At 59.8% G+C, this 25,800-nt stretch carries 22 protein-coding genes; 7 read left to right on the top strand and 15 right to left on the bottom strand.

Translation table 11 applies throughout. The features are described from left to right. Positions 1–5: 5 nt before the first annotated feature. A complete protein-coding gene (locus tag AC1DXO_RS17705; RefSeq protein WP_476979500.1) occupies positions 6–1,979 on the bottom strand; it encodes an alpha/beta hydrolase domain-containing protein in 1,974 nt (657 codons plus the stop codon). A 538-nt stretch (positions 1,980–2,517) separates the two neighbouring features. Between AC1DXO_RS17705 and AC1DXO_RS17710 the strand changes: the two genes are divergently transcribed. Beyond that, complete coding sequence (locus tag AC1DXO_RS17710; RefSeq protein WP_476979501.1) at positions 2,518–2,955, top strand: hotdog fold thioesterase; 438 nt, start codon at positions 2,518–2,520, stop codon at positions 2,953–2,955. A gap of 8 nt (positions 2,956–2,963) precedes the next feature. Then, positions 2,964–3,596 (top strand): hypothetical protein, encoded by a 633-nt coding sequence (locus AC1DXO_RS17715; protein WP_476979502.1) that lies wholly within the window; start codon positions 2,964–2,966, stop codon positions 3,594–3,596. 57 nt (positions 3,597–3,653) lie between these two features. Here AC1DXO_RS17715 and AC1DXO_RS17720 read toward each other — a convergent pair whose 3' ends face one another. The 3 genes from AC1DXO_RS17720 to AC1DXO_RS17730 form a co-directional block, all read right to left on the bottom strand. Continuing rightward, positions 3,654–4,169, bottom strand: a complete 516-nt coding sequence (locus AC1DXO_RS17720) for an RES family NAD+ phosphorylase (protein WP_476979503.1) — start codon at positions 4,167–4,169, stop codon at positions 3,654–3,656. Positions 4,170–4,237: 68 nt separating this feature from the next. Beyond that, a complete protein-coding gene (locus AC1DXO_RS17725) occupies positions 4,238–4,879 on the bottom strand; it encodes a hypothetical protein (protein ID WP_476979504.1) in 642 nt (213 codons plus the stop codon). A 176-nt stretch (positions 4,880–5,055) separates the two neighbouring features. After that, entirely contained in the window at positions 5,056–5,796 is a 741-nt protein-coding gene (locus AC1DXO_RS17730) for a helix-turn-helix transcriptional regulator (protein WP_476979505.1), read from the bottom strand. 398 nt (positions 5,797–6,194) lie between these two features. On the opposite strand from AC1DXO_RS17730, the gene AC1DXO_RS17735 reads away from it, so the two are divergent. From AC1DXO_RS17735 to AC1DXO_RS17750, 4 genes are all read left to right on the top strand, one after another. After that, entirely contained in the window at positions 6,195–6,965 is a 771-nt protein-coding gene (locus tag AC1DXO_RS17735) for a response regulator (RefSeq protein ID WP_476979506.1), read from the top strand. Positions 6,966–7,152: 187 nt separating this feature from the next. Then, a complete protein-coding gene (locus tag AC1DXO_RS17740) occupies positions 7,153–7,920 on the top strand; it encodes a response regulator (RefSeq protein ID WP_476979507.1) in 768 nt (255 codons plus the stop codon). A 16-nt stretch (positions 7,921–7,936) separates the two neighbouring features. Beyond that, the gene (locus AC1DXO_RS17745) at positions 7,937–8,125 is read left to right on the top strand and encodes a hypothetical protein (RefSeq protein WP_476979508.1); all 189 of its coding nucleotides are present in this window, start codon (positions 7,937–7,939) and stop codon (positions 8,123–8,125) included. Between the two features lie 150 nt (positions 8,126–8,275). Then, positions 8,276–11,128 carry a M16 family metallopeptidase gene (locus AC1DXO_RS17750; RefSeq protein ID WP_476979509.1) on the top strand — a complete coding sequence of 951 codons (2,853 nt, stop codon included), beginning with the start codon at positions 8,276–8,278 and terminating at the stop codon, positions 11,126–11,128. Positions 11,129–11,341: 213 nt separating this feature from the next. On the opposite strand, the gene AC1DXO_RS17755 is transcribed toward AC1DXO_RS17750, so the two are convergent. The 7 genes from AC1DXO_RS17755 to AC1DXO_RS17785 form a co-directional block, all read right to left on the bottom strand. After that, a complete protein-coding gene (locus AC1DXO_RS17755) occupies positions 11,342–11,878 on the bottom strand; it encodes a DNA/RNA non-specific endonuclease (protein WP_476979510.1) in 537 nt (178 codons plus the stop codon). A 337-nt stretch (positions 11,879–12,215) separates the two neighbouring features. Beyond that, complete coding sequence (locus tag AC1DXO_RS17760; RefSeq protein ID WP_476979511.1) at positions 12,216–12,743, bottom strand: hypothetical protein; 528 nt, start codon at positions 12,741–12,743, stop codon at positions 12,216–12,218. Between the two features lie 280 nt (positions 12,744–13,023). After that, a complete protein-coding gene (locus AC1DXO_RS17765) occupies positions 13,024–14,187 on the bottom strand; it encodes an alpha/beta hydrolase-fold protein (RefSeq protein WP_476979512.1) in 1,164 nt (387 codons plus the stop codon). An 80-nt stretch (positions 14,188–14,267) separates the two neighbouring features. Next, the gene (locus AC1DXO_RS17770; RefSeq protein ID WP_476979513.1) at positions 14,268–15,803 is read right to left on the bottom strand and encodes a serine hydrolase domain-containing protein; all 1,536 of its coding nucleotides are present in this window, start codon (positions 15,801–15,803) and stop codon (positions 14,268–14,270) included. Position 15,804: 1 nt separating this feature from the next. Continuing rightward, positions 15,805–18,057: a GH36-type glycosyl hydrolase domain-containing protein gene (locus tag AC1DXO_RS17775; protein WP_476979514.1), complete on the bottom strand. Its 2,253-nt coding sequence runs from the start codon at positions 18,055–18,057 to the stop codon at positions 15,805–15,807. 177 nt (positions 18,058–18,234) lie between these two features. Further along, complete coding sequence (locus tag AC1DXO_RS17780; protein ID WP_476979515.1) at positions 18,235–19,191, bottom strand: helix-turn-helix domain-containing protein; 957 nt, start codon at positions 19,189–19,191, stop codon at positions 18,235–18,237. Positions 19,192–19,214: 23 nt separating this feature from the next. Further along, entirely contained in the window at positions 19,215–19,403 is a 189-nt protein-coding gene (locus AC1DXO_RS17785) for a hypothetical protein (protein WP_476979516.1), read from the bottom strand. Between the two features lie 182 nt (positions 19,404–19,585). On the opposite strand from AC1DXO_RS17785, the gene AC1DXO_RS17790 reads away from it, so the two are divergent. Beyond that, positions 19,586–21,601, top strand: coding sequence for a calcium-binding protein (locus AC1DXO_RS17790; protein ID WP_476979517.1), 2,016 nt, complete (start codon positions 19,586–19,588; stop codon positions 21,599–21,601). A gap of 60 nt (positions 21,602–21,661) precedes the next feature. On the opposite strand, the gene AC1DXO_RS17795 is transcribed toward AC1DXO_RS17790, so the two are convergent. From AC1DXO_RS17795 to AC1DXO_RS17810, 4 genes are all read right to left on the bottom strand, one after another. Further along, positions 21,662–21,958, bottom strand: a complete 297-nt coding sequence (locus tag AC1DXO_RS17795) for a hypothetical protein (RefSeq protein WP_476979518.1) — start codon at positions 21,956–21,958, stop codon at positions 21,662–21,664. A gap of 485 nt (positions 21,959–22,443) precedes the next feature. Then, the gene (locus AC1DXO_RS17800; RefSeq protein WP_476979519.1) at positions 22,444–23,127 is read right to left on the bottom strand and encodes a hypothetical protein; all 684 of its coding nucleotides are present in this window, start codon (positions 23,125–23,127) and stop codon (positions 22,444–22,446) included. A 3-nt stretch (positions 23,128–23,130) separates the two neighbouring features. Then, positions 23,131–24,963 carry a bifunctional protein-serine/threonine kinase/phosphatase gene (locus tag AC1DXO_RS17805; protein ID WP_476979520.1) on the bottom strand — a complete coding sequence of 611 codons (1,833 nt, stop codon included), beginning with the start codon at positions 24,961–24,963 and terminating at the stop codon, positions 23,131–23,133. A gap of 93 nt (positions 24,964–25,056) precedes the next feature. Beyond that, positions 25,057–25,764: a hypothetical protein gene (locus tag AC1DXO_RS17810; protein ID WP_476979521.1), complete on the bottom strand. Its 708-nt coding sequence runs from the start codon at positions 25,762–25,764 to the stop codon at positions 25,057–25,059. Between the last annotated feature and the right edge of the window lie 36 nt (positions 25,765–25,800).

Here is a 25,800-nt window from a genome sequence, read left to right on the forward strand (position 1 = left end):
CACAGCTACGGCAACATCGTGCGGCCGAGGTCGAGCGCATCCTTGGTCACGGCCGCAGCGTCAGATGGCAGCAAGGTGCGCTCACTGATCATTGTCTTGACCGCCTGGTCGACGGCGCGCGCGTAAGCGTCGAGGCTTTCATACCGCTCGGCCGCCGACAGCCGGGGATCACCCGTTGTCCGCCGCTCAGCCGACGTCCTGGCGAAGGGGATGAATTGGCCCGCGCCCTCACAGCCGTCATTGGCCCAGACGCCCGAACGCAGCGCCCAGCCGGTGTAGGTGGCCAGCGGCACGCTGACGCGCGGCAGCCGGATTCCGGCGATGTCGTTCCCGTCGGCGTCGGTGCGCGGCACGAAGCTGGGGTAGATCGGCCCGCCAATCCGCGGCGGGTTGACGGTCGGGATGCCGGTCGCGTCGGTACCCGGCCCCGAGTCGAGATGATAGCGCGTCGTTTTCAGCCCTGTGTACGTCACGCCAGGAATGCTTGGGAAGCCCATGCCGCTTTGCGGCAACGGCGCCACCAGCGTTCCGTCGACTAGCTTTGGGACCCGGCTCGGCGGTGGCGTCGTACCTTTTGTCACCCATTGGTCCAGCGCCACGAAAAGCGCCCGCTGCACCGGCGCCGAATCGAGCGGGTTCTGAAGCTGCTGGCAGGCACCCGTTTTGGCCGCGCTGCCAGTGCCGTGCTGCGCGCTGGATATCAGGTACAGGCGCGAGTAGGGCGAGTCGGGAAGGTCCCGCGTGCCTGACGGATCGGTCGACATCAACGACGCCGCCTTCACCCAGTATTCGTTGGCCGAGTAGATTTCCATCGCCAGCGGGCAAGTACCCGTGGCTTCGCAGCGCGCCAGGCGGCTGTCGGTGCGGCCGGTGACGCCGTCGGTCGTAGGGACGTTGGCGAACGGAAAGCGACCTTCCGGATAGAGGTGGTCCTGGCGGTTGCGTTCGGTGCGCCCCGGCTGCGACCAGCGCTGGTTCAGGTTCAACCCGTCGCCGGCGGCGATCCACTGCATCATGCCGTCGAACACCTTGCGGCCCTGTTCGTCCTGGTTGAAGCCATAATAGCGGAAGTCATTGAGCAGCCGCCCAGGCTGCGAGACCGTCTCCGTGTAGACGCGGGTGATGTCGCCCGCCATCGGGTTCGGCGTGCCGAAGTCGTCCCGCACAGCAAAGCGCAGGAAGGCGTTCCAGTCGCGCACAGCCGCCATGCCGATGCCGTTAACGCTTGGATCCTTCGCCGTGTAGCTGAACTCGTAGATATCGTTGGCGATAAAGGACGTGCCGGCGGGCAGCAGGTGGATCGACGTGCCGGTGGCGTTATATGCCCAATCCGACGCCGGCACGACTTGCGTCGGGTCATCGAGATGGACGCGATGCGTCAGCGTCCCTGTTGATTGGTCGAGCGTGGCCGCGGGGTAGGTCAGCGCGTACGAGGTTCCCCCCGTTACGATATATTCGTACGACGGGCCGGTGATCGTCGAGCCGTCCGGGTTTTTCGCCATCGGCAGCGTGATCGTCGCATTGAAATTGGCGGTGTCGTGTCCGGCGGCGGCATCCCAGCCGCTGAACGACAGGCTGTAGCCCTGAGGCATCAGGAAGGCGTTCCGCAGCAACACCGCATCCGTTTCTGCCCCCGGATCGTTGCCGCCGACGCCGCGGTTGAGGACGCTGATCGTCTTGCTGCCGCGATTGGGCGGTTCATAGACCATCTTGTGGTTGCCGCGGCTGAGATCGATCGGCTTGAGTATGTAGAAGTCGAAGGCGTACTCGACCTTGCCTACGGCATTACGGGGCGCCAGCGCGATGTCGACGATGACGGCGTTTTTTGGGTCCGCCGGGTCGAGTTCGCCATAGGCCTTGCCGGAGATCCTTTCGTACTGACCGACGCCGGGCCAACTAAAACCTGCGAAGACCGGGCTCTGCCGGCCGGTGATGACGATCTTCGTCACCCGTGCCTGCGCGGCCATGGCGATCGTCAAGGCTGCGACCGATAGCGCGCAGGCCATCAGGCGCGAAACGTTGCGGCGTACGCGGCATGCACCTGGGGGGCGGCAAACAGGCCGAGCGGGAATAGACATGGCGGGGCGTCTCCTTTGCCGATGCAGTCAGTCTAATGCCAGCTTGTCTTCATCCTTGCACCTGTCAAGGCTCGCAGCCGACGCGCCGAACGACAACCAACAATGACTCTGCCCTCTTATCTGATTAGATGTGGGCTTTTCAGGTGGTAAACACGGGCGACAGCCGTGAATGTCGGCAAGATTAGAATCCGCTATAGCGGCGGGAATGTCCGATTCGGGCGCACCGGGGAAACGGGGCCGCGAGGTTGCTTGTCCTCTAATGCGCGTTTTAGGGTCCTTCCACACTAATACCGCGCGTTTTCCGGCGGCTTAACGGAAGTTCGGTGGTCCGGCCAAACCGACGGACTTTGCCAACCTGTGAAAAGTCAGTATGTTGGCGTGCGGGCCATCGCCGGCCCGAACAATATTTTTGCTTACGATAAACCGGCGGAGGACACGCGTGCAAACACCCGTCTGGTTCGACAAAGAGCAACAGGTCTCAGGCATCACCGGCTTTGCCGGCACCATGATCGAGTGGCTGGGCATAAACTTTACAGCGCTGGGACCCGACTGGCTGGAAGGGACCATGCCCGTCGACCACCGCACGCAGCAGCCCTACGGCCGGCTGCACGGTGGCGCTTCGCTGGTGCTGGCCGAGACCCTGGGCTCGACGGCGGGCATGCTGGTGGTCGATCCGTCCAAGTTCGCGGTCGCTGGCGCTGAAATCAACGGCAACCACTTGCGTCCGGTCTATTCGGGGCTTGTTCGCGGTGTCGCCACGGCCGAAATGCTCGGCCGCAGCACGCAGGTCTGGTCCGTCCGCATCTTTGACGAAGCGCAAAAGCTGATCTGTATTTCACGGCTTACCCTTGCCGTCTTTCCCCGTGACCGGGCGTAAAGAGACAAATGAGCTCGACATTTGAAGTCTATCCCAGTGTCGCGGACATTCCGACCTTTGAGCAACTGCTGAACCGGGTAAACGTGGAATTGCACCGCTTTTTCCAATCTGTCGATATTGCGGCGCGCCTTAATATCGAGGTTTGTATTCAGAGACATGCCGACCACGAGCTTGTGCCGTTCGCACTTACCGATCCATTTACGTGGTCAGACGACTGCTATGCGTGGTTTTTTCTTGATGGCGTTCCGGGAGGGACGGATGCCTATTTAAGAGAAATTACAGACGGCAAGACTTGCGGTATGGATATTCAGGAGATGTTGCTGGAGCCTGCAAGGGGGGAGGCAAACAGGGCGCTCATTCAAAAATGTTCTGAGCAGGACCATTACTGGTCTTTTCGCTGCTCGGCAGGGCAACCCGATACAATTCGCCTGGTGCGCGGCTTGATTGCCGGCAGCCTGGGTGAACTTACGTCCGGGCTCATATATTCTGTTGATGGGGCCTGGGACTGGGAGTTAATGCCGGCAACGCCGGATGAATTTTTGAGCTATTATTTCGTCCCCGTTCCTTTCAGCAAGCACTGGGGCGCGTGGGTGCAGTCAAGCATTGCGAATATAGCCAAGGTTTTTAAGGGTTCCGACTGATCTTGCCATCTTTCTGCGCGACCGTGCTCAGGAGGCTGGGCGTCCTAGAAACCAAATTCAAGGCGCGAGCCCTACGGAATATACGTCCATCAAATTCCAAAACCACGTCTGGTCCAAATCTTCGGTCGCCGTATGGACAGCGATCCTGGTTGACGCACGATCAAACAGCGCAAAGCACAGTTCATCGTCATCGTGGCGCGATCGGTAGGCAATGCCGTCCGCCTTGCATGGATGTGTATGGAGCGCACGAGACCATTGCTGGGGCAGGTCGTAAGGCAAGCCACCATGCGTAACCTCGGCCGTTGCGCCGACAATGGCAAGGCCTGGCCCGGTCAATTGGATAAGGGACAGAGGCGCATTCACCTGTATCTTGACGTGAGCTTTCGCTGCCACGATTTTCGCATCGATCAGGTTCAGGCCTGGCCGCCGCAAAAAAGTTTCCGCAAAAGCGCCCCTGGTCGTTTCGGCTGTGTAGAGCGTGCCATATGAACCATCGGGCGCGTTCAGACGGCCGCCCTGGGACCGGTCAAAATAAAGCGGCGCGAATGCGGCCGTATAGAACCGATGCAGCATGGCTCCTTCGGGAAGGGTTAGAAGCGCTGGCTTTCTGCTTTCCAGGTCCGAGGGCGGTAACGGACGACTCACCCACCCTGCTCACTGAGGCCATGCGCGGCCCGAACCACCCGATCTACATCCCCCGCCTTGAGAAGTTTGATCGGGAGGGCACCATCCAACTGGTCATTCGGCTGCGAGAGGAAGCTAAGCGCCACCCAGGGATTGTCCGTCGGCAAGGCATCAAGCACGAGCTTCAACCCGTCAACGACCTGCCTTTGATCCGTAAATTGCAGGGTGGGGTACCACCTGCGGTTTCCCGGGCCGGGTACTGCAAGCAGATTGTTGTCCTGCACGCGACGATCGACGGCCTGACGCGAGATATTGTTCAGCAGCAGGACGACGTCCTTGAGCTCGAACGCGCCGCCGGCCTCAGCCAGGATCTGCTCCGAGACGCGGACGCCGGCAAGAAGCGCTCTGGCCTTGGCATCGGGCTCAAAAGCCTTCGGTGGAACCGGTGCCGTCCGCGCGGGTTTCTCATTCGCCCCTCTTAAATCTGCCGTTCGAGGAAGATTCTTGTACGGCTTGAGTTTCAAACCCTTGGGTACAACCAATTTTTTCAGAGCCTCGGCGTCGCCTGTAATCAGGTAGGACACAACAGGGCGGGCCCGACCTTTTGCCTTTGCCGGCTGGGATTGGGTCGGACGCGTCGATGGGGCGGACTGAACCATTTTGGACTCCTTGCCGCACAGATTGTGCCCGCCTATGCAACTTTGTCAACTTGGTTATGTTTGCCCAAAGATAGTCTTGCCATTTCGCGTCCTGAGAGAGGCAGATAAAGGGCGTCCTGGCAACAGGGACGCTCGACCCCATCAAGGAGGTCAGCGCCGGCCTTCAAAACCTCGCTCTAACGAATCAACTGGCGGCGCAGGGCTTCGGCGACAGCCTGGGTGCGGTTCTGCGCCCCCAACTTGCGCGTGGCGGTTTTGAGATAGGTGTTGATCGTGTCCAGCGCATAGGTTTGGTCACGTGCGATCTCTTCGCTGGTTCGTCCGCGTGCCGCGTGTTGCAGGCAGTAGAGCTCGCCGCGCGTCAGTTTCAAGGCGTCATTGAGTTCAGTAAGGAGCGGCCGGGACACCTCGGCGTGCAGCGACAACCCGAAATGCTGCAGCAACTGACAGGCTTGATCGTCCAGCGGTTTGTCGCTGATCAGGTTCACGGTGCCGCAGGTCTCGCCGGCCCGGATAACGCGGATGATCGTGCGTTCCGGGATGCCGTGGCGACGAAGGACATCGAGAACATTGGCGCCGCGGCGCCGGGCCTCGGGCGTCGCATAGGCATCGCTGTCGCGCGAGATGACGGCGCCTGTCTTGAAAATGTCGACGAGGGGATCGTTGTCCATATAGTCGCCGGCATAGTACTCGGCGAGATAGGCGGCTGGGAAGTCGCTGAGGAGAAAGGCGCCGGTGCCCACGTCGTGGCCTTTCACGGCGAGGCCTGAGATAGCGATATAGCGAAAGGGCGCCAACTGCTTGATCTGTTCGATCAGCGGATATTCGGCATGCCTAGCGGATAGCTGGATCCTTTCCAATTCCCGGAGCGTGACGTCCGCCGCCTGGCCGACTGGTAGCCTGGCAAAACCGCCCATAATGTCCGTATCTCCTTAAATTCGGATAGGTATTATATGGATGCAAAGACCTTAACCGGTGGTTAATTTACGCAGAAGGGTTGATGAAGGCGGCAAATTTTGGTTTAAAAAATAAAAATTCAATAAATTATGTAAAATAAAAAATAAATTTAATAGTTAAATATAAAATTGTTCTCACATGTTTACGCAGCGTAATTTTAATCTAATCTTATGGAATGCCAACAATATACAGTTATATATTTTGTTACAACAAATAAACGCAGTATAGATATTTATGCAAACGATTTTTTGTTTTTCTGGTATTGCCGTTGTTTTTAAGAACGATATTTGCCTTAAGGTTTGGGTAAACATGCGAGCGTATCAATAGGCCCTAAAAGTGGCATATCCGGGAGTGCTTCATGGAAACGACGGCCCTTATTTTAGAGGACAGCCAGACGCAGGCGCGAATCATCTCCAGGATGATGGAGGCGCAAGGCTGGTCGACAGTCCACGTCGAGACCATACGCGACGCCTGCGATTCCCTGACGCAAATGAATGTTCAAGCGTTGTTTCTCGACGTCTTCGTCGGCATTCACAATACGCTGCTGCACGTCGATCGCTTCCGCAAGCTGGCGCCAGATGTGCCGATTGTCCTGATGACCGCCGGAGCGGGTCATGAGGCGATCGAGGTTACGCTGAAGAACGCCCGCAAAACCGGCGCCGACTACGTCCTGCGCAAGCCCTTCAACGAAACCATGCTCAAGGACGTCCTGGCATCGTTGGTGAAGGATACGGCGGGCGGTAAACGCCGCAAGCACGTGCTGGTTATCGACGACAGCCAGACTGTGCGTACCATCGCGTCGCGTGCCCTCGAAGGCGCGGGCTATCGTGTCTCCCAGGCGGATTCGATGGAAGAAGCCTTTAGCAATGTCGATATCGCTCACCTCGACCTGGTGTTGTGCGACGTCTTCATGCCGGGCATGGGAGGTCTCAAGGGGATGCGGACCATCAAGTCGACCTGGCCGCGCGTCAGCATCATTTCCATGTCCGCCGGCATCGAGGACAAGGTCAGCGAGGCGGAGGCCCTGAACGCCACGCGCAAGTTCGGCGCCGACGGCCAGATCGCCAAGCCTTTTGCGCCGTCTGACCTCGTCGAACTGACGGGGCTGCTTCTGGGCGAGGCGGCATAAGGCCTCAACACACTGCAATCGTTACACATCGTACAGTTCGCCGCGTCCAGCAGCATACATGTTTGGGTAGAATATCTGATTCTGCTTACCAGGCCCCGACCGCAGACGGCACAGGGATTCCGGCTTTGCCGGACCCTTCCGCCGCGACGCCGACGGCCTGATATAAGACACATTACAGGAGAGACCCATGGCCGAAGGCTTGGCGCTGATCATCGAAGATAGTTTCACCCAGGCGCAGATCATCGGCCGCATGCTGAATGATGACGACTGGACCTATCTTCACGCCCGGACGGTCACGGAAGGATGCCAGTTGCTGGTCCGTCATCATCCCAACCTGATCTTTGTCGATATATTCCTCGGTGAAGAAAACGGCCTGGCCTGCCTGCCGCAGATTCGCGATCTGGCACAGGACTCCACCATCGCAGTCATGACGGCCGGCGGCCAGAAAGAGTCGATCGGCGAAACACTCGATGCCGCGCGCAAGGCCAATGCCGACTATGTTCTGCGTAAACCCTTCTCGCACAAGCAGGTGAGGGCCATCGTCCAGACTGCGGAGCAGGATATCGCCGACGGTAAACGTCGCAGCCACGCCCTGGTCGTCGATGACAGCCAGGTCGTTGCCGGCCTCACGGCACAGATGCTGGGCGACCATGGCTTTCGTGTCAGCGTCGCCAGATCGATGGAAGAGGCCCTGGCCGATGTCGATATCGGGCACGTCGATCTTGCGGTTTGCGATATCTTCATGCCCGGCATGGGTGGGCTCGAAGGCATAAGACTGATCAAGGCCACTTGGCCTGCGGTAAAAATCCTTGCCATGTCGGCCGGGCTGGAGGCGCGCGTCAGTCCGGAACGCGCCGTCTCGGCGGCGGTCAGGGCAGGGGCGGACGCGGAGATCAAGAAGCCATTCAAGCCCATGGACTTCATCCACACCGTTATCGAGATCATGGCGGCGTAGAATAAAATAGTCGCCTGTGCATAACGGAAAGGCCAGCCTGGATTCCAGATACCAGGCGTTGCCGGGCAAGGCGCAACAGACCATGCCCTATCGTTTCCTGGCCTTTTTCGAAACGATCGAAGACATGATGAATTGGCTACAGTTTCTGGGCAACGCAAACCTGGACGACGCTGCGGTATCAAATTACCGGTCGACGCCCGAATAGGAAGCGAGTGTATAACTAAGTATTTATACAATCCTGCCCTCGAAATCCGAGTAATAAATCGCCTGCCTGTCATTGAGGTTCCGAAAAACGCCGCGCCATTTACACGACATAGAAACTGCCGTTATATGTTCAGAACCGGGGGTGGATGATATGAAATTCAGGAATCTGACTGCGGCTGTCATGGGGCTTGCCTTCGCGTTTGGCCCCTTTGCCGCCATAGGCGCTCCGGTTGCCGCCATCAGGTTTGCGCAGGAAACCTCAGCGCGCAAACCGGACCCCACGGCGCGCCATGGCCGCTTGCCTAACGGCATGACCTATATCATTCAAGCGAACAAAACGCCCGCCGGCACTGCGGCGATTTACCTGCGTGTGTCTGCCGGCGCGCTAATGGAAAGCGACGAGCAAAAGGGCCTGGCGCATTTTGTCGAGCACATGGCGTTCAATGGCACGATCAATATCCCCGAAGGCGAATTGCGCCGGCGGCTGGAACGGCATGGTTTCGCTTTCGGTGCAGACACCAACGCTTTCACCTTTGACAACAAGACGCTGTACATGCTGCAGGCGCCCAAGACCGATGGGGAAACGCTGGACGAAGCTTTGTTCATCCTTCGCGAAGTCGCCGGCAATATCCGTTTCGACGCGGCAGCCGTGGACCGTGAGCGCGGCGTCATCCTGGCAGAGGAACGCCTGCGCACGAACGCCGTCGCGCGCCGCAACGACAAATGGAACCGGTGGCTCTATGCCGGCACGCGCTATGCCGACCACGCCAATACCATCGGCACGGTCGATATTATCAAGTCTGCGCCCCCATCACAGCTTCAGGCCTATTACGACGCCTGGTATCGGCCGGAATTGGTGACGCTGGTCGTGGTTGGCGATTTCGATGCCGATGCCATGGAAGCCAGGATCAAGGCACGGTTTTCCGACTGGACGGGCCGGGGGCCTATGCCGGAAGAGCCCGCATGGGGCACACGGCCTCCGTCCGGGGTGCAGAGCTTTTCCTACGAAGAAAAAGGCCTGACCGAAGAGATAGGCCTGAGCTGGATCGCACCGCCGGAGGCGCGGGGCGATACGGCCGAGAGGGTACGCGAGCTGGTGATCGACAATTATTTGGTAAGTATCGTCAATACGCGACTGAGGGAGCGGGCCCTGCAGGGAGATGCGGCCTTCTTCTCGGGATCGGTCGGACTTTATGATGTCCCCAAGACCGCCAGGGTTGCCGCCCTGTCGATTGTGCCGAAGCCGGGGCGCGCCAAGGAAGCGTTTGCCCAGGCCTATGGTGTCATCCATGCGCTGCACGACCAGGGCGTGACCAAGGCAGAGATCAAGAAGCTGGGCCAGATTGTCGACGCCAATATTCGCTTCATGCAGGGCAGCCAGGCGACCCGTGATTCCACGGCGCTGGCCGGCCGGCTGGTGGCAAGTCTGGACACTAGCGTCGTGGTCGAGGGGCCCGAGGATAGTATCCTGCTGCTGAAGATGTACAGGAAGGACATGGCGTCGAAGGCGGTACTCGACGGCCGGCTGAGCGCGTGGTTCAGCGGCGATGGACCGATCCTGTCCCACTCTGGCGAGAGCCTGAACGGTTTTGACGATGCCGCCTTGCGCGCGGACTATGATGCCCTGTCCGGCGCAAAAGCCGACAGCTATACGACGGCCAAAAGCAAGTCGTGGCCCTATGGCCGTTTCTTTTCGGCAAAGGTGGCGCCGGTCAGCCAGACCCGCGACAAGGATTTCGGGTTCACCCGCTACGTCTGGCCCAATGGCGTGACGCTGCACATCATGCCGACGAAATTGGCGGCCAGTCAGATCAATGTGCAGGTCGATTTCGCCGGCGGTCAACTGTTATTCGACCCGAAGAGCGCACCGCCTCTGTTCCTGGCGGTGGGCGATTTCCTTATATCGGGCGGTCTGAACAAGCTGAGTGCGACCGAACTCAACGATGTCATGCGCAATTATCAGGTGGGGGTGAGCTATGCCCTGACCGGCGACGTGGCGACCTTAAGCGGCACGACCAATCCCGGCAGTATCAATTATCAGATCGAGACGCTATTGGCTTATGCGACGGATGCGGCCTACCGGCCCGACCCCTTCGACCGCTACACCGCCTGGGTCCCCGAATACCTGCGGACCTCGAAGGCGACACCGGAGGGCGTGCGCGCGCATAACTGGGCGCATATCCTGGACGACGGCGATCCGCGCTTCGATGAGACGCGGCTGAACCAGATCGACACTATCGCTTACGGCGATGTCCGTGCCATTTTTCAGAAAAGCCTGACCGATACGCCGATCCACATCACGATTGTCGGCGATGTCGACGAAAGCAAGGTGGTGGCTGAGATCGGCAAAACATTCGGTACCCTGCCTGCGCGTCCCGCAAAACCGGCCGTGGTGGAGGGCGCGTCGCGCGTCGCCTTTCCGCCGGCCCAGCATAATGTCACGCTCCATCACGAGGGCCGCAGTGACCAGGCCATGAGTATCGCCCTTTGGCCGACAGACGATTTTGAGTCCGACCCCAGGCGTGCGCGGGCGGAATTCATTCTTGCTGCCGTCATGAGCAACCGGCTGCAAGACGAACTTCGCGAGTCGCAAGGGGCAGACTATGCGCCTATGGCTTTCTCCCATAATGACGAGGTCTATTCGCACGTTGGCATGATCGGCGTATTATCTACCGTCCGCACCGGCGCGGATGGCGACTTTCGCAGGACGTTGGCTACCATTGTCTCCGAGTTGAAGACGAAGCCTATTGGCGAGGATGAACTGGACCGCGCGCGCAAGCCGGTGCTGGCCACCATGGATAATGAGGGCAAGACGATCGGTTACTGGACCTTTGTGCTGTCGCGACTGGGCAATCATCCCGAAATGCGAACGGACTGGCTCGAACGGCGCAAGCATTTTGAAGACATAACGCCAAACGACCTGATGGAACTGGCGCAGCGCTACCTCAAGGACGACACCGTCATCTCGATTGTCATCGAACCGGCAACCGGCGCGGCCCCTTGAACCAGCGGTCAGACGCATTCGTCACCCCGGGGCGCAAGCCCGCTCATGAGCTTGTGAGCTAAAGGGGGCAGAGACACGGGTTCCCAACGGCCGTGACGCTTCATGACGGCAGCGAGCGCGGGAACTGTATCAGGTGCTGGCCGATAGCGTTTAGAATTGTTGGCGAGAGGGCTGTGGGCGCAGCGTGTCGAACATTTGCGTGCACACTCTCATTCAGTTGGTAAACCAGCGCAGTTCCACCGCCCGCCCACGCATCACCAGCCCTTGTTCTACACTGACCGGAGTTTGGTTTGTTGCGTCCCGATATATCCAATGCGAAAAGTAGAGCGCCCCCTCATTGGCCACGGCTCTTCTCTCCAGCTCGCGGAAGGGGCCAATATTGATCTCCCCCTTTTGTGCCACCAAATTTATGTCGGTTGGTCCGCCCAGCGTATGCGGAATAGCGTGGCCTCGATGGTACCTTGGTCCCATGCCATTTGGATGACCGGCCATGCGTGCCTTGTCGCGTGGTGCGGTATGTTTTCCCCGCGACACCCCCCAGGCGGCGATCAACCTGCCGGCAGAGACGTCAAACAGGTACGAAAAGCCCGCAGAACTGGTCTCGACAACGTCCTTTACAGAAGCCGACCTCGCGTAGTCGTCCATCCAGACCTCGATCAGAAAGGGCGTGATACTCGCCGCCAGATCGCTAGCCGTCGCGTTGGCGGGTTGGCTTAGAACCAGTTGATTCAGGCGGGCGTAGTTGGCCATGGCAACCTCTCCGTGCGAAATCCAAAATTAAGCCGTACCTTAGGTACTGTAAAGAGCGAAAAATTACATGGAAGACATCAGATGCCGCGCGGAAGTATGGCGGCGACCGAAGAACTGCTGAACGTCCAAGAGTGTTTAACAAGAGCGTTTTCGCGGCCCGCAGCGCTGGAAAGGCGCAGGATGATGGTAGCCGAAAGATGCCGGACCATTCGACCGAGGCGCAGGCGCCGTAAGCTGACGGCCTTCAACAGGGTTTCGATGGCTTTGAACGCTTCAGAATGTCTTCGGGCGACAACTGACTTATGCTCAATGAGAAGATCAGAGATTTGGTATCACGTTAAAAGCCGAAAACGGTCACCTCGTCTTCGGACATGGTTTCGAGGGATTGGCGCCAATCGCTGTTTTTGCCGGGCTCGCGCCGGACAGGCTTAAGGTCTTCTGTTTCGATGCCGCCTGAGTATCCATGTACGAACAGGGCTGCGTACGGCAGGCGCAGGTCTTTGGCCAAATCTCCAAGGATTGAGGTCCACAGATCCAGGCTATCGGGACCGGCGTGCGCTTTTTCGACGCGCGTACTGTCGGCGATCGCACGGGCGATGCGCGCCTCGGACCAGCCTTTGTGGCGCAGACGGGTGGCCTGGCTTGCAGCCACGGCTTCGGCGGCGGTAGGGTCCGCTTTTTGACCGAGGACTGTCCCACAGTCGCAAAGATGGCGTGATGTAATGTATTGGCGCTCGCCGTTTCGCAAAGCCTTAGCGAGCGACGGATTGCTGACAGGCATTGCGCCACGGCCGTGACGCTTCATGACGGCAGCGAGCGCGGGGGTGTCCTCGGATGGAACGATCAGGGTGATGAAGTGGCACATGGTTTAACTGATATTTTTACGAAAAACTTGAAAAACAATGAAATCGAGTCGTCGGTGGACCATAGGAAAAGTCGTTACCACTGGCCAATTATAACAAAATCTCAAAGTGTGATCGCCGCCGATGTGAAAATACGGGGGCAGAACCATTATAAACTCGCAGCGCCCCTTGAAGGGTTCAGAATTTGTCTCTGACCCCATTTCCGACCCCATTTCTTGCTCGATGTCACCGGACGCTTAACCGTCGATTTTCCCGTTGAGAGCGACAAGCAAACGGACAGTTTCATTTTTGCAAGTCGGCCAATCGCGCACTAATGTCGGTATCCTTCGGATTAAGCGCTTGGGCTTTCGAGTAGGCAGCGATCGCTGCGGCTTTGTTGCCCGCACGGGCGTAGGCTGCGCCCAGGCTTTTGTAGGCCGAGGGATCATCGGGAAAATTGCGCACGTTCAGTTGGTAAAGCTCGATAGCGTCGGTCATGGTCTCTGGTTTGGCCATGAAGTCCTCGGCCCAATCGGCGACCAGTTGACTTGGGGGTTGCACATCATAGCCCAGACGTTGGCCAATCTTGGCGAAATGGCCTTCAATTCGCTTTGCGCTTACGCTGTCGTCACCGACATCCCAGTCCGGGTATGCGAACCGGATGGCATCGTAATAGGCCTTGGCGACGATGGTTCCATGATTTTCCGTTGGATAAAATGTATGTTGATAGGTCAGGGACTTGGGCCGCGTCTTCATGACCTCGTCGAACTTGGCGATATAGGTCGTAAATGGTCCGTCTTCTGGGGAATCCGCAAGAAACAGGAGCTTGTTCCGGGCCGGGAGCGCGGAAAGCTTCGCTTCCGTTCGCGAAATCAACGAACCCTTGTCCCACCACAGAGCGGGACTTATGGCAAAATAGGCGTCAAACATTTCCGGATGTTCGTTGAGGCAGTAGATGGTCTCAAGACCGCCGACCGAATGACCGGCCAGCATGTTGAATACGCCCGTCCGGTAATGCGCCTTAATATAGGGCATGACTTCGTCGCGCATGAACAGGGCGAACCGCTCACCACCGCCACTATCCTTCAGGCCAGAGTTCGGGTTCGTGTCCGTTCGGCCTAGATAGTCGATAAGCGAATGGTTTGGCGTCAGGTCGCGCATGCGGGTCGAGCCGCCATCAATGCCAACCACCAGCATGGGCGACATTCGGGGCGAATAGGCTGACAGATATCGTACCGTTCCGGACACCATGTTGAAGTCGTTTTCGTCCAGCATGTACAGGACGGGGTAGGACGGCAAATGGTTGCTGCCGAACTTTTCAGGGTCATAAATAATGATATTACGGTCTTCGCCCAAAATCTTCGAGTGAATCGTTACGACTTCTGCTGTGACGGCGGGTTGCGGCGTCTGCTCTTCCGCAATCGCTTGAACATTAGACCCCAACAGGACGAGAACAGCCAGAACCATGGCTCTAATCGAAGAATTCATGCTTTGCCTCCCACATTGTATCGCACTGGGTATCGCACTGGGAACAGTGCTCACCTGACTCACGGAACGGTCACCTCTGCAGCAGCGTTTTTCCACATGTACAGTTGCTTGTAGTCTTTCGAAAATGCGCCGACATAGACGCGGTAGACGCCCGGTTCCTGCGGTGTCCAGCTGAAGCTCACAGCCCGCGCCTTGCCGGGCGTGAAATAAAGCGTTCCGGAGTCCTGATGGTTGACAACATCTCCGCCGCCAAAGGGCGCACGGCGGATGTCGATCGTCAGCTCGGAGTCCGGCGCCACCTTTCCCCACGCCGTCGCGGTCACGGTGACGGTTACAGGCTTTCCTGCTGTGACCGCGGCCACTTCAGCATCGAGGATGAATGACGCATGCGCCAGTTCGGGTTCGAAGAATCCGGCCAGGTCGTTGGCGATGATATCCGGTCCGAACGCGCCGTCGGCAATGGCATCCATTCGCGCCTTTGTATTGGCCAGCACCACGACGCTCAGTCCGCCGTCGTCGAATCGCGTGAAATGACTGCTTCCGCCGGTGATGCTGCCGTTGTGCCACATGCGGATGTGGCCCTGATAGGAATCCAATTCCCAACCGAAGCCGTAGGTTGACATACTGCCGTCCTTCAGCCGGTAAGGGGCGCGCATCTGCGCCAGCTCCTGGGCTGTAAGGATCGTATTGTGGCGGAGGGCCGCGTCCCATTTCGCCATATCGGCGGCCGAACTCATGATGCCGGCGCCGCCCTGGGCGTAAAAGGTCGCATTGGTATAGGGACTGTTGCTCCAGCCGGGATTTTGAACCGCGTTGCCGATATCGTAGCGCGCCACCCGGCCGGCGATCAGCGGGCCTTCGGCGTCGAGACCGGTATCAGCCATTCCCAGCGGCGCGAAAATCCGCTCTGAAAGATAACGGTCCCAGGACTTGCCCGAGGCCTTTTCGATAATCCGCGCCAGGATGATGTAGCCGGTATTGCTATAGGAGAATTTTTCACCCGGCGCGAAATTGAGCGGCAGAGGCTTGACGCTGTCGATGATCTGAGCGGCTGTCGTGTCGCCGCGTGGGAAGTCGCGCGTCTCGTCCAGCGACTTACCGCCCGGCGTCAGCGCATCGTTGACATAGTCCTTGATCCCCGATGTCATGGTCAGCAGGTGGCGGATCGTGACGTCGTTCCATGTCGGAGGGGCGCCATCGATATATTTGCCGATCGGATCGTCCAGGCTCAGCCTGCCGTCGCGCACTAGCAGCATGATGCCGGCGGCGACGAATTGCTTGGTTACCGAACAGGTTTCGAATACCGAATGCGTATTGACCAGCGTCTTAAGCTCCAGGCTTGCATAGCCATAGCCCCCGCTCTTGATCACCTTGCCGTCGCGCATGACGGCGTATGCTACCCCCGGTAGGTGCTGGGCCGTAGCTTGCGCCCGAATATAGTCATCGACTGTGTCGGCCTTAACGGTCGGAGCTATTGCCAGAACGGCGGCCAGGTTCACGGCCAGAGCCAGTAGCAACACCGGATAGCGCAGACGCGAAGACCGTCGCTGTGACCACACGAGCCCAGAACAGGAAAAGACCATTGAAACTGACATCTTAAAGCCCCGCCAGACGTGCCGGGTCCGTTCCGGCCCCGTAACCGTTCAATTTGAGATAACCGTGCAGCGGCCAGGCGTGGGCGTGGGCGCAATAGATGCCGAAGCCGCTCCATCCCGGCTTCGGCGCCAGGGAAGATTCAAAGGAGTCTGGGGCGCTCCATTGCCCGATCCAGCGATCCGGGAACTGGTTCGCGTAGTTTGCGAAGGACATCTTTTTTATCAAGGCGGCCGCGGCAGGCTTGTCGATTTCCACAAGACCCAGAATAACCGGTCCGTTAAGCGCATACCAGAAGCCGCCGTTTTCACGCTGTCCCGGCAACAGGTCACCTTGTTTGGATGTTCTTTCGATCTGCCGCGCGCCCAAGGCCTCTCCCCGCATCAGGCGGTTCTGAATGTCCTGCCATATACCCAAGCGCCAGGACATGGGCATATCGTCTATCATCATGGCGTAACCCTGGGGTTCCAGCCACATATCGTCCTTGCCTATCAGCCCCTTGTCGGCGAAATAGGCACGAGCCGGGAACCGCCTGTCGTTGAGATCAGCGCGGAAAGCGGTCATCAGCTGCATGCGGTAAGCATCTATCCAGTCCGCCAGGCCGACATCGCATTTACGCATGACGGGCGCCAGGTCTTCAAAAATCGTCAATGCCATGGCCGTATTCAGATGTGACTCGGCCTGGTCGAACAGAATATTGTAGGGTGTGCTGGTCGGCCAAAAGTAGAACATGTCGTTCCAGTCGGAGTTCCACAGCCGGATAAGCCCGTGCGGCCCGGTGCCGACGCGTTCACGCAGATATTGGAAAGCCGCGCGAACATGGTTGGCACCGGACGCCTGGCCCGCACTTTCCGCAGGGTACCATGACAGCTCATCGGTCAGAACGCTGTAGTCTGCCGTCGTTTTCAGATACTCGGCAAGGATCAGGAAGAAGAACAGCTGTGCGTCGCTGTTGATATAGCTTGCCTGCGGCACCCATCCATATCCCTGATCGACCAGCTTGATTTCGCCATCGGGCAGGGTGCGCTTCATGACATAGCGCAGGACTGACCGCGCTAATTCCGGACGAATATGGCACATCGGCAGCGCGTGCTGACAGAGGTCGCGGCTGCTGGCTACCCAACCCCAGTCATAATCGTAGTCGGTGCCCTCCGGAATTATGGTCTCGTCGTAATACTGCTTGTAGGTCGCCATGGCTTCAAGCGCATGGACATTCCATTGCATTTCGGCACGGAGCTGTGCATCGCCTTCGGCTGAAAAATCTGGAACAAGCTGCTGCCACGCCTCCGCAAACTCATTTTCCTTCATATTAAGTAGGGGCGCGACGCTTGTGGCAAACGCGTCAGGCGTCCCCGCATCGGCGGCACCGATAACCAACACGAAGGTCTCTGTCGCGTGAGGCTTCAGCTCCAGTTCACGCCGCATCGCCAGCCGCCCGCCACCGGCCAGAGGTGCCGGCCCGTCAGCCACGGCCATGGCAAGGGCCGGCGGCCGCACGTCGAACAAGCTCATTCCGGTCGCCGGTGCATCCGGAAGCGCCTCGAGATCCTGAAGGTAATTCCGCGTCATCGCAACACGTGCTGCGGCCGAGGTCTCGTCGACCGCCGTGAGCTTCACGCGTTCGAGGCTGTTGTCCCAGGGCGGAAAGACGGGCGTATAGCGTGTGCCAACCCATTCGTCGTAAACCACGGTTTTGCGCTTGGGCGAAAGGTTTCTGAGTGTGACTTGGATTTGGAAGGCAGCCGGTCCGGACCCGAGTGTCAGGGAAGGCGCCACCGAAACCGCGCGCAGCAGATTGACACCGCCCATGGGGGTGTAGGAAAACCGCGCGCTGCCGACGCCGAAAACCTTGTCAGCCGCATTTGCCGCCGTGCTGTCGAGGCCTATGAGATCGAAGACCGTGCCGTCGACTGTAAGCGCCGCGCCATTGTCTCCGGCCGCACGCGCCTTGCCGGCATTCAGACGCGCCCAGCCGCGATCGCCGGTTATAATGCGGTAGTGACCGCTGGCATGCACGAAAAGGGTCAGGCGATGGTTGCCGAGCAAAAAATAGGGATCGTCGGGAACATCCGCGATATGGAAACGTATTGGGCCCTGGTAGCGAACAGCCGGCAGGCGTTCTGAGGTAAGCCAGTGGGCGAGGCCCAAACGTGGTGGGGGAGTTGCGGCGGCGACTGGAAGGGCCAGCGGCGTCGACGCCAGGCCGGCAAGGACCGCGCGGCGCGACACTGCGGATGTGTAATCAAATTTTGACATTCCACCTCTGCCTGAACACGAATCATTCTTGTTAACGCCAGAATTCAAACACTGCATAACAAGATGAGTGATTGATATTAAATTGAATGAGCGAGTGAAGATGTCAAGCGGTCAAGTACAATGTCCATCCAATACTTTGTACATGTATTCTGAATGCATTTTATGTACAATTGCATCTCATCCTGCACCGCGCACCTGATCACGGGTTTCGACAGGCCGATGGCGCTTGCGATATTCCTTCGGGGTGAATCCCGTCGCCTGTTTGAAAGCCGTGGCGAAATGCTGACTTGAGGAATATCCGAGGTCCAGAGCGATCAAGTTCACTGGTTTTATGCCGCCGATCAGCTGATCACGGGCGGATCGGATGCGTTCTCGGGCACGAAATTCTGCCAGTGAAAGGCCGGTGCTGCTGAGGAATTCCTTATTAAGCCGGTCAAGGCTGCCCCCCTTTAGCTGCAACAACTCTGCAACGGAGGCTTGGGAACCTAGTCGGGAACGCAAGAGATTGATCGTTGGGGAAATGTGCTCCAAAGTTGAAGTATCCGGTGTATGGCAAGACACGTCATCACGGATGGACTGTACCAGGTTGACCATTAGGCTATGAAGCGATGCCCTTGCTCCGACACGTTTCAAGGCTATATCTTCTGCCGCTGCGCCCGGACGCTGATGGATGTCGAAAAGCATTTTGAACGATTCATATAGTTCCGTGCGCGCCTTGAAACTGCGGCTGCGTAGCGTCCTCAATGTCGCGACAATATCTGCAACGACATCGGCATCTAGGCCTGGCCAGTTATACCCGCTTTCCGGATCGCCAAGCAGCAGCCAGTAAAGAGAGCAAGGCTGCAGGGAGTGGTCGCGCGAATAGTGCACTTCATCTGGCAGAGTGACAAAAGCGTCTCCCCGCCTCAGTTGGTAGAATTCTCCGCCACCGATCCAGTCGACCTCCCCCTCCAGCACTAATGTGATTTCGAAAACGCCGCGATGGCTGTGCGGTGCCAGATGGTTGCGATCGGCGCGTTCGGTGCGGCACCACCCGAGATAAGCGATCTCCGGTATCAGCGGCACGCCTCCCGGACCGTAGTTCAGGAACTCGTCGATCGTGAAAACAATGCGTTGATCTGAGGGCGCCTGCATGGTCGTTTCTTATTTCTGCATATCTACCGGGCGATGATATGATTATGGAATGCCAATAGTAAATACTCTGCGATTGTGCCGGCCAAGGGGTGGTGCCCGGGAATGAACCAGATGACGTCAGGCGCCATAAGCTGGCGTACCCCGCCGACATCCTGCGCGGCATAGGCGGCGAAAAACTGTTCGTTTGCGGTGATATGGGGATGTGTCGGCATCGTCGTCTCCCTTGAGAGATTAGCCCCACCGCCTGTGCCGAGTATGACTTCCGTCACCGCATATGCCAAGTCACGGTTTGCGGATTGGAGCGCCCTTTTTGTTGTCTTGTGCGGTGCAATAAGCTACATCGAAAGCCGTCTATTGGTTAACCGATACACCAGATCGACAGGGGAGGCCTGGCATGTCCACCGGCGTCACGAAGATGAGGACCGATCACGGCGACAGGCTGATCGGGACGGACCTGGACGATGTGTTGATCGGGCTCGAAGGCGACGACCTGATCCGCGGATTGGGCGGCAATGACACCATCACGGGGGAGGGCGGCCAGGACACCCTCCATGGTGGCGACGAGTCGAACGGCACGGTATTTTTCGACGCCAATGGCGGCGGGTATCGCGGGTTCGGCGGTGATCTTATCGACGCCGGCGCGAACAGTGACAAGGTCTCAGGCGGCGCCGGGTTCGACACGATCCATGGCGGCGACGGCAACGATACCCTCGACGGCGGATCGGGATTCGACCGCATCTTCGGGGACGCGGGCAATGATTACATCCGCATGGGCGATGCGGCGTGGACGACTGTGCTGCCGACCTCCGACGTCGAAAGCTTTGTCCCGCTCAGCTTTTCAGATGTCGCCGACGGCGGGGCCGGGAACGACACGGTCGTGGGCGGCGATGGCGTCAACCTGATCTTCGGCGGAGACGGGAATGACGATCTGCGCGGTGGCGGCTTTGTCGATGCGGTCAATGGCGGCGGCGGACGCGACAAGATCCATGGCGGCGACGGCGACGACGCGCTGAGCGGCAATGACGGTAATGATACGATCTGGGGCGGCGATGGCGCCGACTTCATCGGCTTCGGCACTGGCGGCGAAGAGTTCCATTACGATGCCGGCGACGACCGGTTTTTCGGCGAGGACGGCGCGGACGCCATCGCCGGTGGCGACGGCACCGATTATGTCGACGGCGGTGACGATAATGACTATCTCGACGGTGGCGACGGCGATGACGCGGTGCGCGGCGGCGATGGCGACGACAGCTATGTGAATGGCGGGGCTGGCGCGGATACGGTCCATGGCGATGCCGGCGATGACGTGGTTTCGGGCGGCAGTGACGCGGATAACGACCGGGTTTATGGCGACGATGGCCATGATACGCTCGACTATGGCGGCGGCAACGATACGCTGTGGGGCGGCGACGGCGAGGATGTCTTCAGGATCGTCGCGGGTGATGGCGGATTGACGGGAACGGCGACCATCAGGGATTTTGACGCCAGTGACGAGGTGATCGACGTCCGCGACGTGTTCGCCGATTATGCGCAAGCGCTGGCTGCGGCGAGCGATGCCGGCGGCGATGTCCATATTGCGCTGGGGGGCGACCGGTTCCTGGTGATCGATAACATGCGGGTCACCGATCTGCGCCCGCACAATTTCTGGTTCACGACCCTGATCACGGGCGACGAGGGTCCGAACCTGCTCAGCGGCCCCAGCACGCCGGCAACCCTGCTGGGCGGCGGCGGCGATGACAGTCTGCGCGGCGGCAAGGCGCCTGACGTGCTGTTCGGTGGTGACGGCGGCGACACCTTGTCGGGGGGCAGAGGCGATGACCAGATCGGTTTTGACTATGGCAATCATGCCGGGGGCGGGGATAACGACGCCGGCGACGACGTGATGAACGGCGAGGCCGGGCGCGACACGCTGCGCGGCGGGGACGGGAATGACACGGTCGACGGCGGCAGCGGCGACGATGTCGTGCGCGGCGATGATGGCGACGACCGGATATCCGGCGGTGCGGGCAATGACTCGCTGTCCGACTACGGCGGAAACAACGGCCTGCTGGGCGGGTCGGGGAACGATACGCTGGTCGGCGGCCGACAGGACGACCGGCTGGAGGGCGGGACCGGTGACGATCTGCTCATATTCAGTGGCGGGGCGGATCAGATGATCGGCGGGGGCGGCAAGGATGTCTTCGTCGTCCACCTCGATGCGAACTTTATAGACGGAGTCGCGACGATCGCGGATTTCCACCAGGGCGCGGACCATATCGACGCGCGGGAATTCTTCTTCGATTTCGCCCATGTCCTGGCAGCGGCGACCGATGTCGGTGGCGATGTCGAGATTGCCCTGGGCCCGATGAGCGTCTTCGTGGTGGAGGGGTTGCACAAGGCCGAGCTCAGCGCGGGCGATTTCCTGTTTTGAACTGGATCTTCACTCAGCCGGAATCCGGCCGCCGTGTTTCAGTTCGCAGTACGACAGCGCCTATATCGGCTTAACGCCGCCGTTCAGCGCATTTGCCGGTCGTCCATTCGGCCAACTGGCCGGTTGTTCACCCTGGTCGGGAAGCCCTTGCCTTATGACACCCTGGGTCGCTCGAACGGCTTCGTCCTGCGAGATCGGAAGCTCCGCCTCGCTTCCGGGGCGGAGGGTCTTTTCGTCTGTGCCTTCGGGCGGAAAAGGGTCCGGTTCGTTCTTCTTCTGCAGAGCCTCACCGGCAATTGCGGCCCGAGCCTGAGGTTGAGGCGAAGACGGGAGTTTCTTGTCGACAGGTTCAGTCATGTTGGACCTCCGTCGTAGATTATGAACTTCGGCGTGTAAGGAGGCGATTGGGCCAGGCTTTCGAAAAAGCCAAGGATTGAGGTTGTCCGATAGTCCGCGCACCGGCGAAGACATTGCGTTGTTCGCCATTTAGCCGTCGCATTTTGTATATTAGGCACCCCGCGGAATGTATATTAGAAGTCCCGCAAAACCATCATTAGGGTGGCGTAGAGCAGCTGCAAGTGGATGAAATGTAAGTGTTTTTCTGAGAGTGCAAACGCAACGGCTAAGCTAATTGATATCTGACCGTCCCTTTGAATCTTACGCAGAAGCTCCCTCCGTCGCCGACAAGCGACGACACGCCACGGGGCGCCCCGCTCCCCCGTAACGATTCGCGACGGTGGAGGACTGGCTGATTGAGGCTAAAGCTAGGAGATTTGTAGATACTAGTGTCGCACACGGGTTGGGCGAAGAAAGCCCAGAAGCATTCGGGTTTGGCTTAAAGCTCACAAACCCTTCGCGGCCACATGCAAACACACCTGATCCAACGGGCAGGGTGCGCAGAGGGGCTCGCTGCGTTTGCATAGGGCGCGGCCATGCGCCCGCAGAATGAGGTAAGCCCGTTTCAGAACCTCCAGATCCGCAGGCAGTTGCGCCGCCATCACCGCCATGGCCGCTTTGTAGGTCGGCGCATAGGCGCCCGACTGCGGACACAGGCCCAGCCTGACCAGGGCGCGCAGGCCGTTCGATTCCAGGCAGGGCCGCGCAGCGATACCGGCAAACAACAGGATCTTGTCAGCACCCGGGTCGCCAATCGTCGGGAAACGTTTCAGCACAGTCCTGGCTTTCGCAACGGGCAAGGACCGCAAGGCGCCAGCCAGATCACCGTCGCATACCTCAAGCGTCAATGTGCCGATCGAGCGCAGCCGTTCGACGCGCGTCATCGGGTTCATGCCGCCGCGGCCGGCGATTTCAGCCAGGACCTCGGCCGGCGCGTCGGCGATCTGGTGCGCCGTCAAACCGACCCTGGCCTCGAATGTCGCAAACAGCACCGAGCGACGCTCGTCATCGATCAGGTAACCGATATTTTCCCACACCAGTTGGGCGATCGGATCGCTGAGCGGCGTACCCAGATCATATAACGGCGCCAGCCTGTCCAGGACGTCAGGTAAGGTAAGCCTGGCAGGCACCGGCTATGATCCGGTCTTGTCCGGCACAGCCATCGCCTTGACCACCGCCGCGACGGCCTGCTTGCCCCAGGTTCGCAGGGTCGGCCCAATCTCATAGCCCATGGCCGCCGCCGACAGCACGCCGACCAGCGCGATGAACAACAGGGTTGCCAGGGTGCGCCAGATACCGGCCTCGTGACGGCCCAGCCACGAATGCTTGAACGAGAAATTGGGCTCTGCCCCGAACGCCCCGGTTTCGAGCTTGAACGCCATCTCGAAGCCGTCGCGGAAGCGATCGTTCGGATCGGGTGCGATGGCCTGCAGGATCAGGCTTTCCAGCCATGCCGGCAGGTCGTGGCGCTTGTCCGTCAGGCGCGCCGGACGGTTGAACTTCGGCGTCGCATTGGGCTCGATCTCGCCGTAGGGGTAGGCGCCGCCGGTGAACATCCGGTACAGGGTCACGCCCAGGGCGAAGATATCGGAGCGTTCATCGCCGGGCGCCGGCGCCTTGCCCTTGGTCTCGAACTGTTCCGGCGCCTTGTAGGACGGCGTGCCGGGCACAAAATCGCTGTCTTTTTCCAAGCCGGGGATACGGGCGACGCCGAGGTCGATCAGCTTCAGCCCGCCGTCGCTCAGCAGGATGATGTTCTCGGGCTTGATATCGCGGTGAATGATGCCGGCGCGGTGCAGCGAGCCGATGGCCTTGGCCAGGCGCGTGGCGATCGATACGCCTTCCTCCAGGCTGACGCGGGGGGCACGCAACAGGCGGCGTTCCAGGGTTTCACCGGCGTAGTAGGGCTGGGCAATGTAGAGACAGGTCTGACGGCCGGGCGCCAGGGGCAGGACGGCGCCGATCCAGATATGCTGGACGCGCGACGCCACCCAGGCTTCGCGCATGAAGGCCTGGCGCGCTGCCTTTTCCGAGCCGATGGTGTGGGGCTTGGGGAACTTCAGCAGGACCACCGGCGCGCCCGGATGGTTCTCGCGGATGTCGCGCGCCCGGAAGACGCGCGAATAGATGCCATCGGCCAGCATCCGCTCCATGCGGAAACCGTCGACAATATCGCCGACCCTTGGCGGATCGATCAAAGGCAGTTCGGCGATGGCGGCGCTGAGGTCGTCGATGGTCGCCGGGGCCAGGTCGATGACGTCGATCAGCAGGGCAGTGGCATTGTCGTCGCCGTGATGGGCGAGGGCGGAAGCCACCAGGTTCCGTGCCGTCTCTTCGGACGACGTGCGCTGTTCCAGTATGGCGGCGATCTGCGCCACGCTGAGCGGCTGATGGACGCCGTCGCTGGTCAGCAACAGCCGGTCGTGCGGCGCAACGTCAAACACCATATAGTCGATGCGGACGGCTTCCTCGCGTCCGACGGCACGCGTCAGGTAGCTGGTCTGCTCGGCGCCGTCCGGTTTGTGGTCGCGCGTCAGCTGGGTCAGCACGCCGTCGCGAAAGCGCCACAGGCGCGTGTCGCCGACGTGAAAGACATGCAGCCGCCGGCCCTTGATGACGATGCCGGTGAAGGCGCAACTCATGCCCTTCAGCGTCTCGTTCTTCGTGCCTTCGCGGTAGAGCCAGTGGTTGATGCTTTCCAGGGCGCGCGACGCTGTCTTGCGCGGCGACAGCAGATCGGACTGGCCCAGATAATCGTCGATAAAGGTGCGCACCGCCAGTTCCGCCGCCACGCGGCCGCCCTTGGCTGTGCTGACGCCGTCGGCCAAGGCCGCGACCGCGCCATGGTGGCCGTGCGCCTCGTCCAGGCACAAGGCGGCAAAGTCCTGGTTGTCGTCGCGCTGGCCGGTTTCGCTGGCGAAACCGGTGGCGATGTTCAGGTGCTGCTTGCTGTAGGACGGCGTCATATCTCAGGATTGCCTGAGGAATGGCCGCGCGTCTATGGCCGGTGCTTCACCAGGGCGCAACCGTGCCCCGTTTGCAACGCAAAAGGCGCGGATTTACGGCAGGAAGTCGGTTTCGCAGCTACGATTGCCGTGCAACTGGCTGACCCAGACCGGCTCGACATAGCGGCCGCCGGCGCGAAAGCCGGGGGCGCAGCCTTCGGGCGTGTCGGCGCCGTTCAGATCGTCATCGTCCGACGTAAAGGACACGGCCAGGGATTTCGAGGTGCCGCGATGGCCGCGACCGTAACCATAACCGTCATGACCACGGCCGCCATAGCCGCCATAATTGTAGCCCCCATAACCGTAATCGCCGTATCCGTAGCCATAACCGCCGTAACCGAAGCCACCGTTTTCGCCGAAATCGGTCTGGCTGATCGCGATCCCCAGGGTGCCGTTTTCACCGACCGGGAACAGGGCCGAGACATAGGCGCTGCGGTAGCCGCCGGTGCCGATGCTGACTCCCGCCGATCCGTGGACCGTCCGTCCGCCCGTGGCGGCGCCCGGAGCCGGTTGCAGGTCGTTGTCGGCCATAGGGCGGTCGACCTGCGGCGCATTGGCGAGATACGCCATGACCTGTTCCTGACTGGCGGGTTTTTGAGCGATCGTGCCGGGTGTTGTATCGGTCTTGTCCGTCTTGGCCTGGCTGGGCAGGCCGGCGCTGCGCGAGGCGCTGACCACGACTTCATCCGAGTCGCCGGCAAAAGCCGCACCAGGCATGACAACGGCAAGCGCGAAAGCCAGGATAAGACGGGACGCGATCATGGAACATACCTCCGAAGCCGCGACATTGCGCTCCGT

The organism is Asticcacaulis sp. P2_C5 (assembly GCF_056404555.1).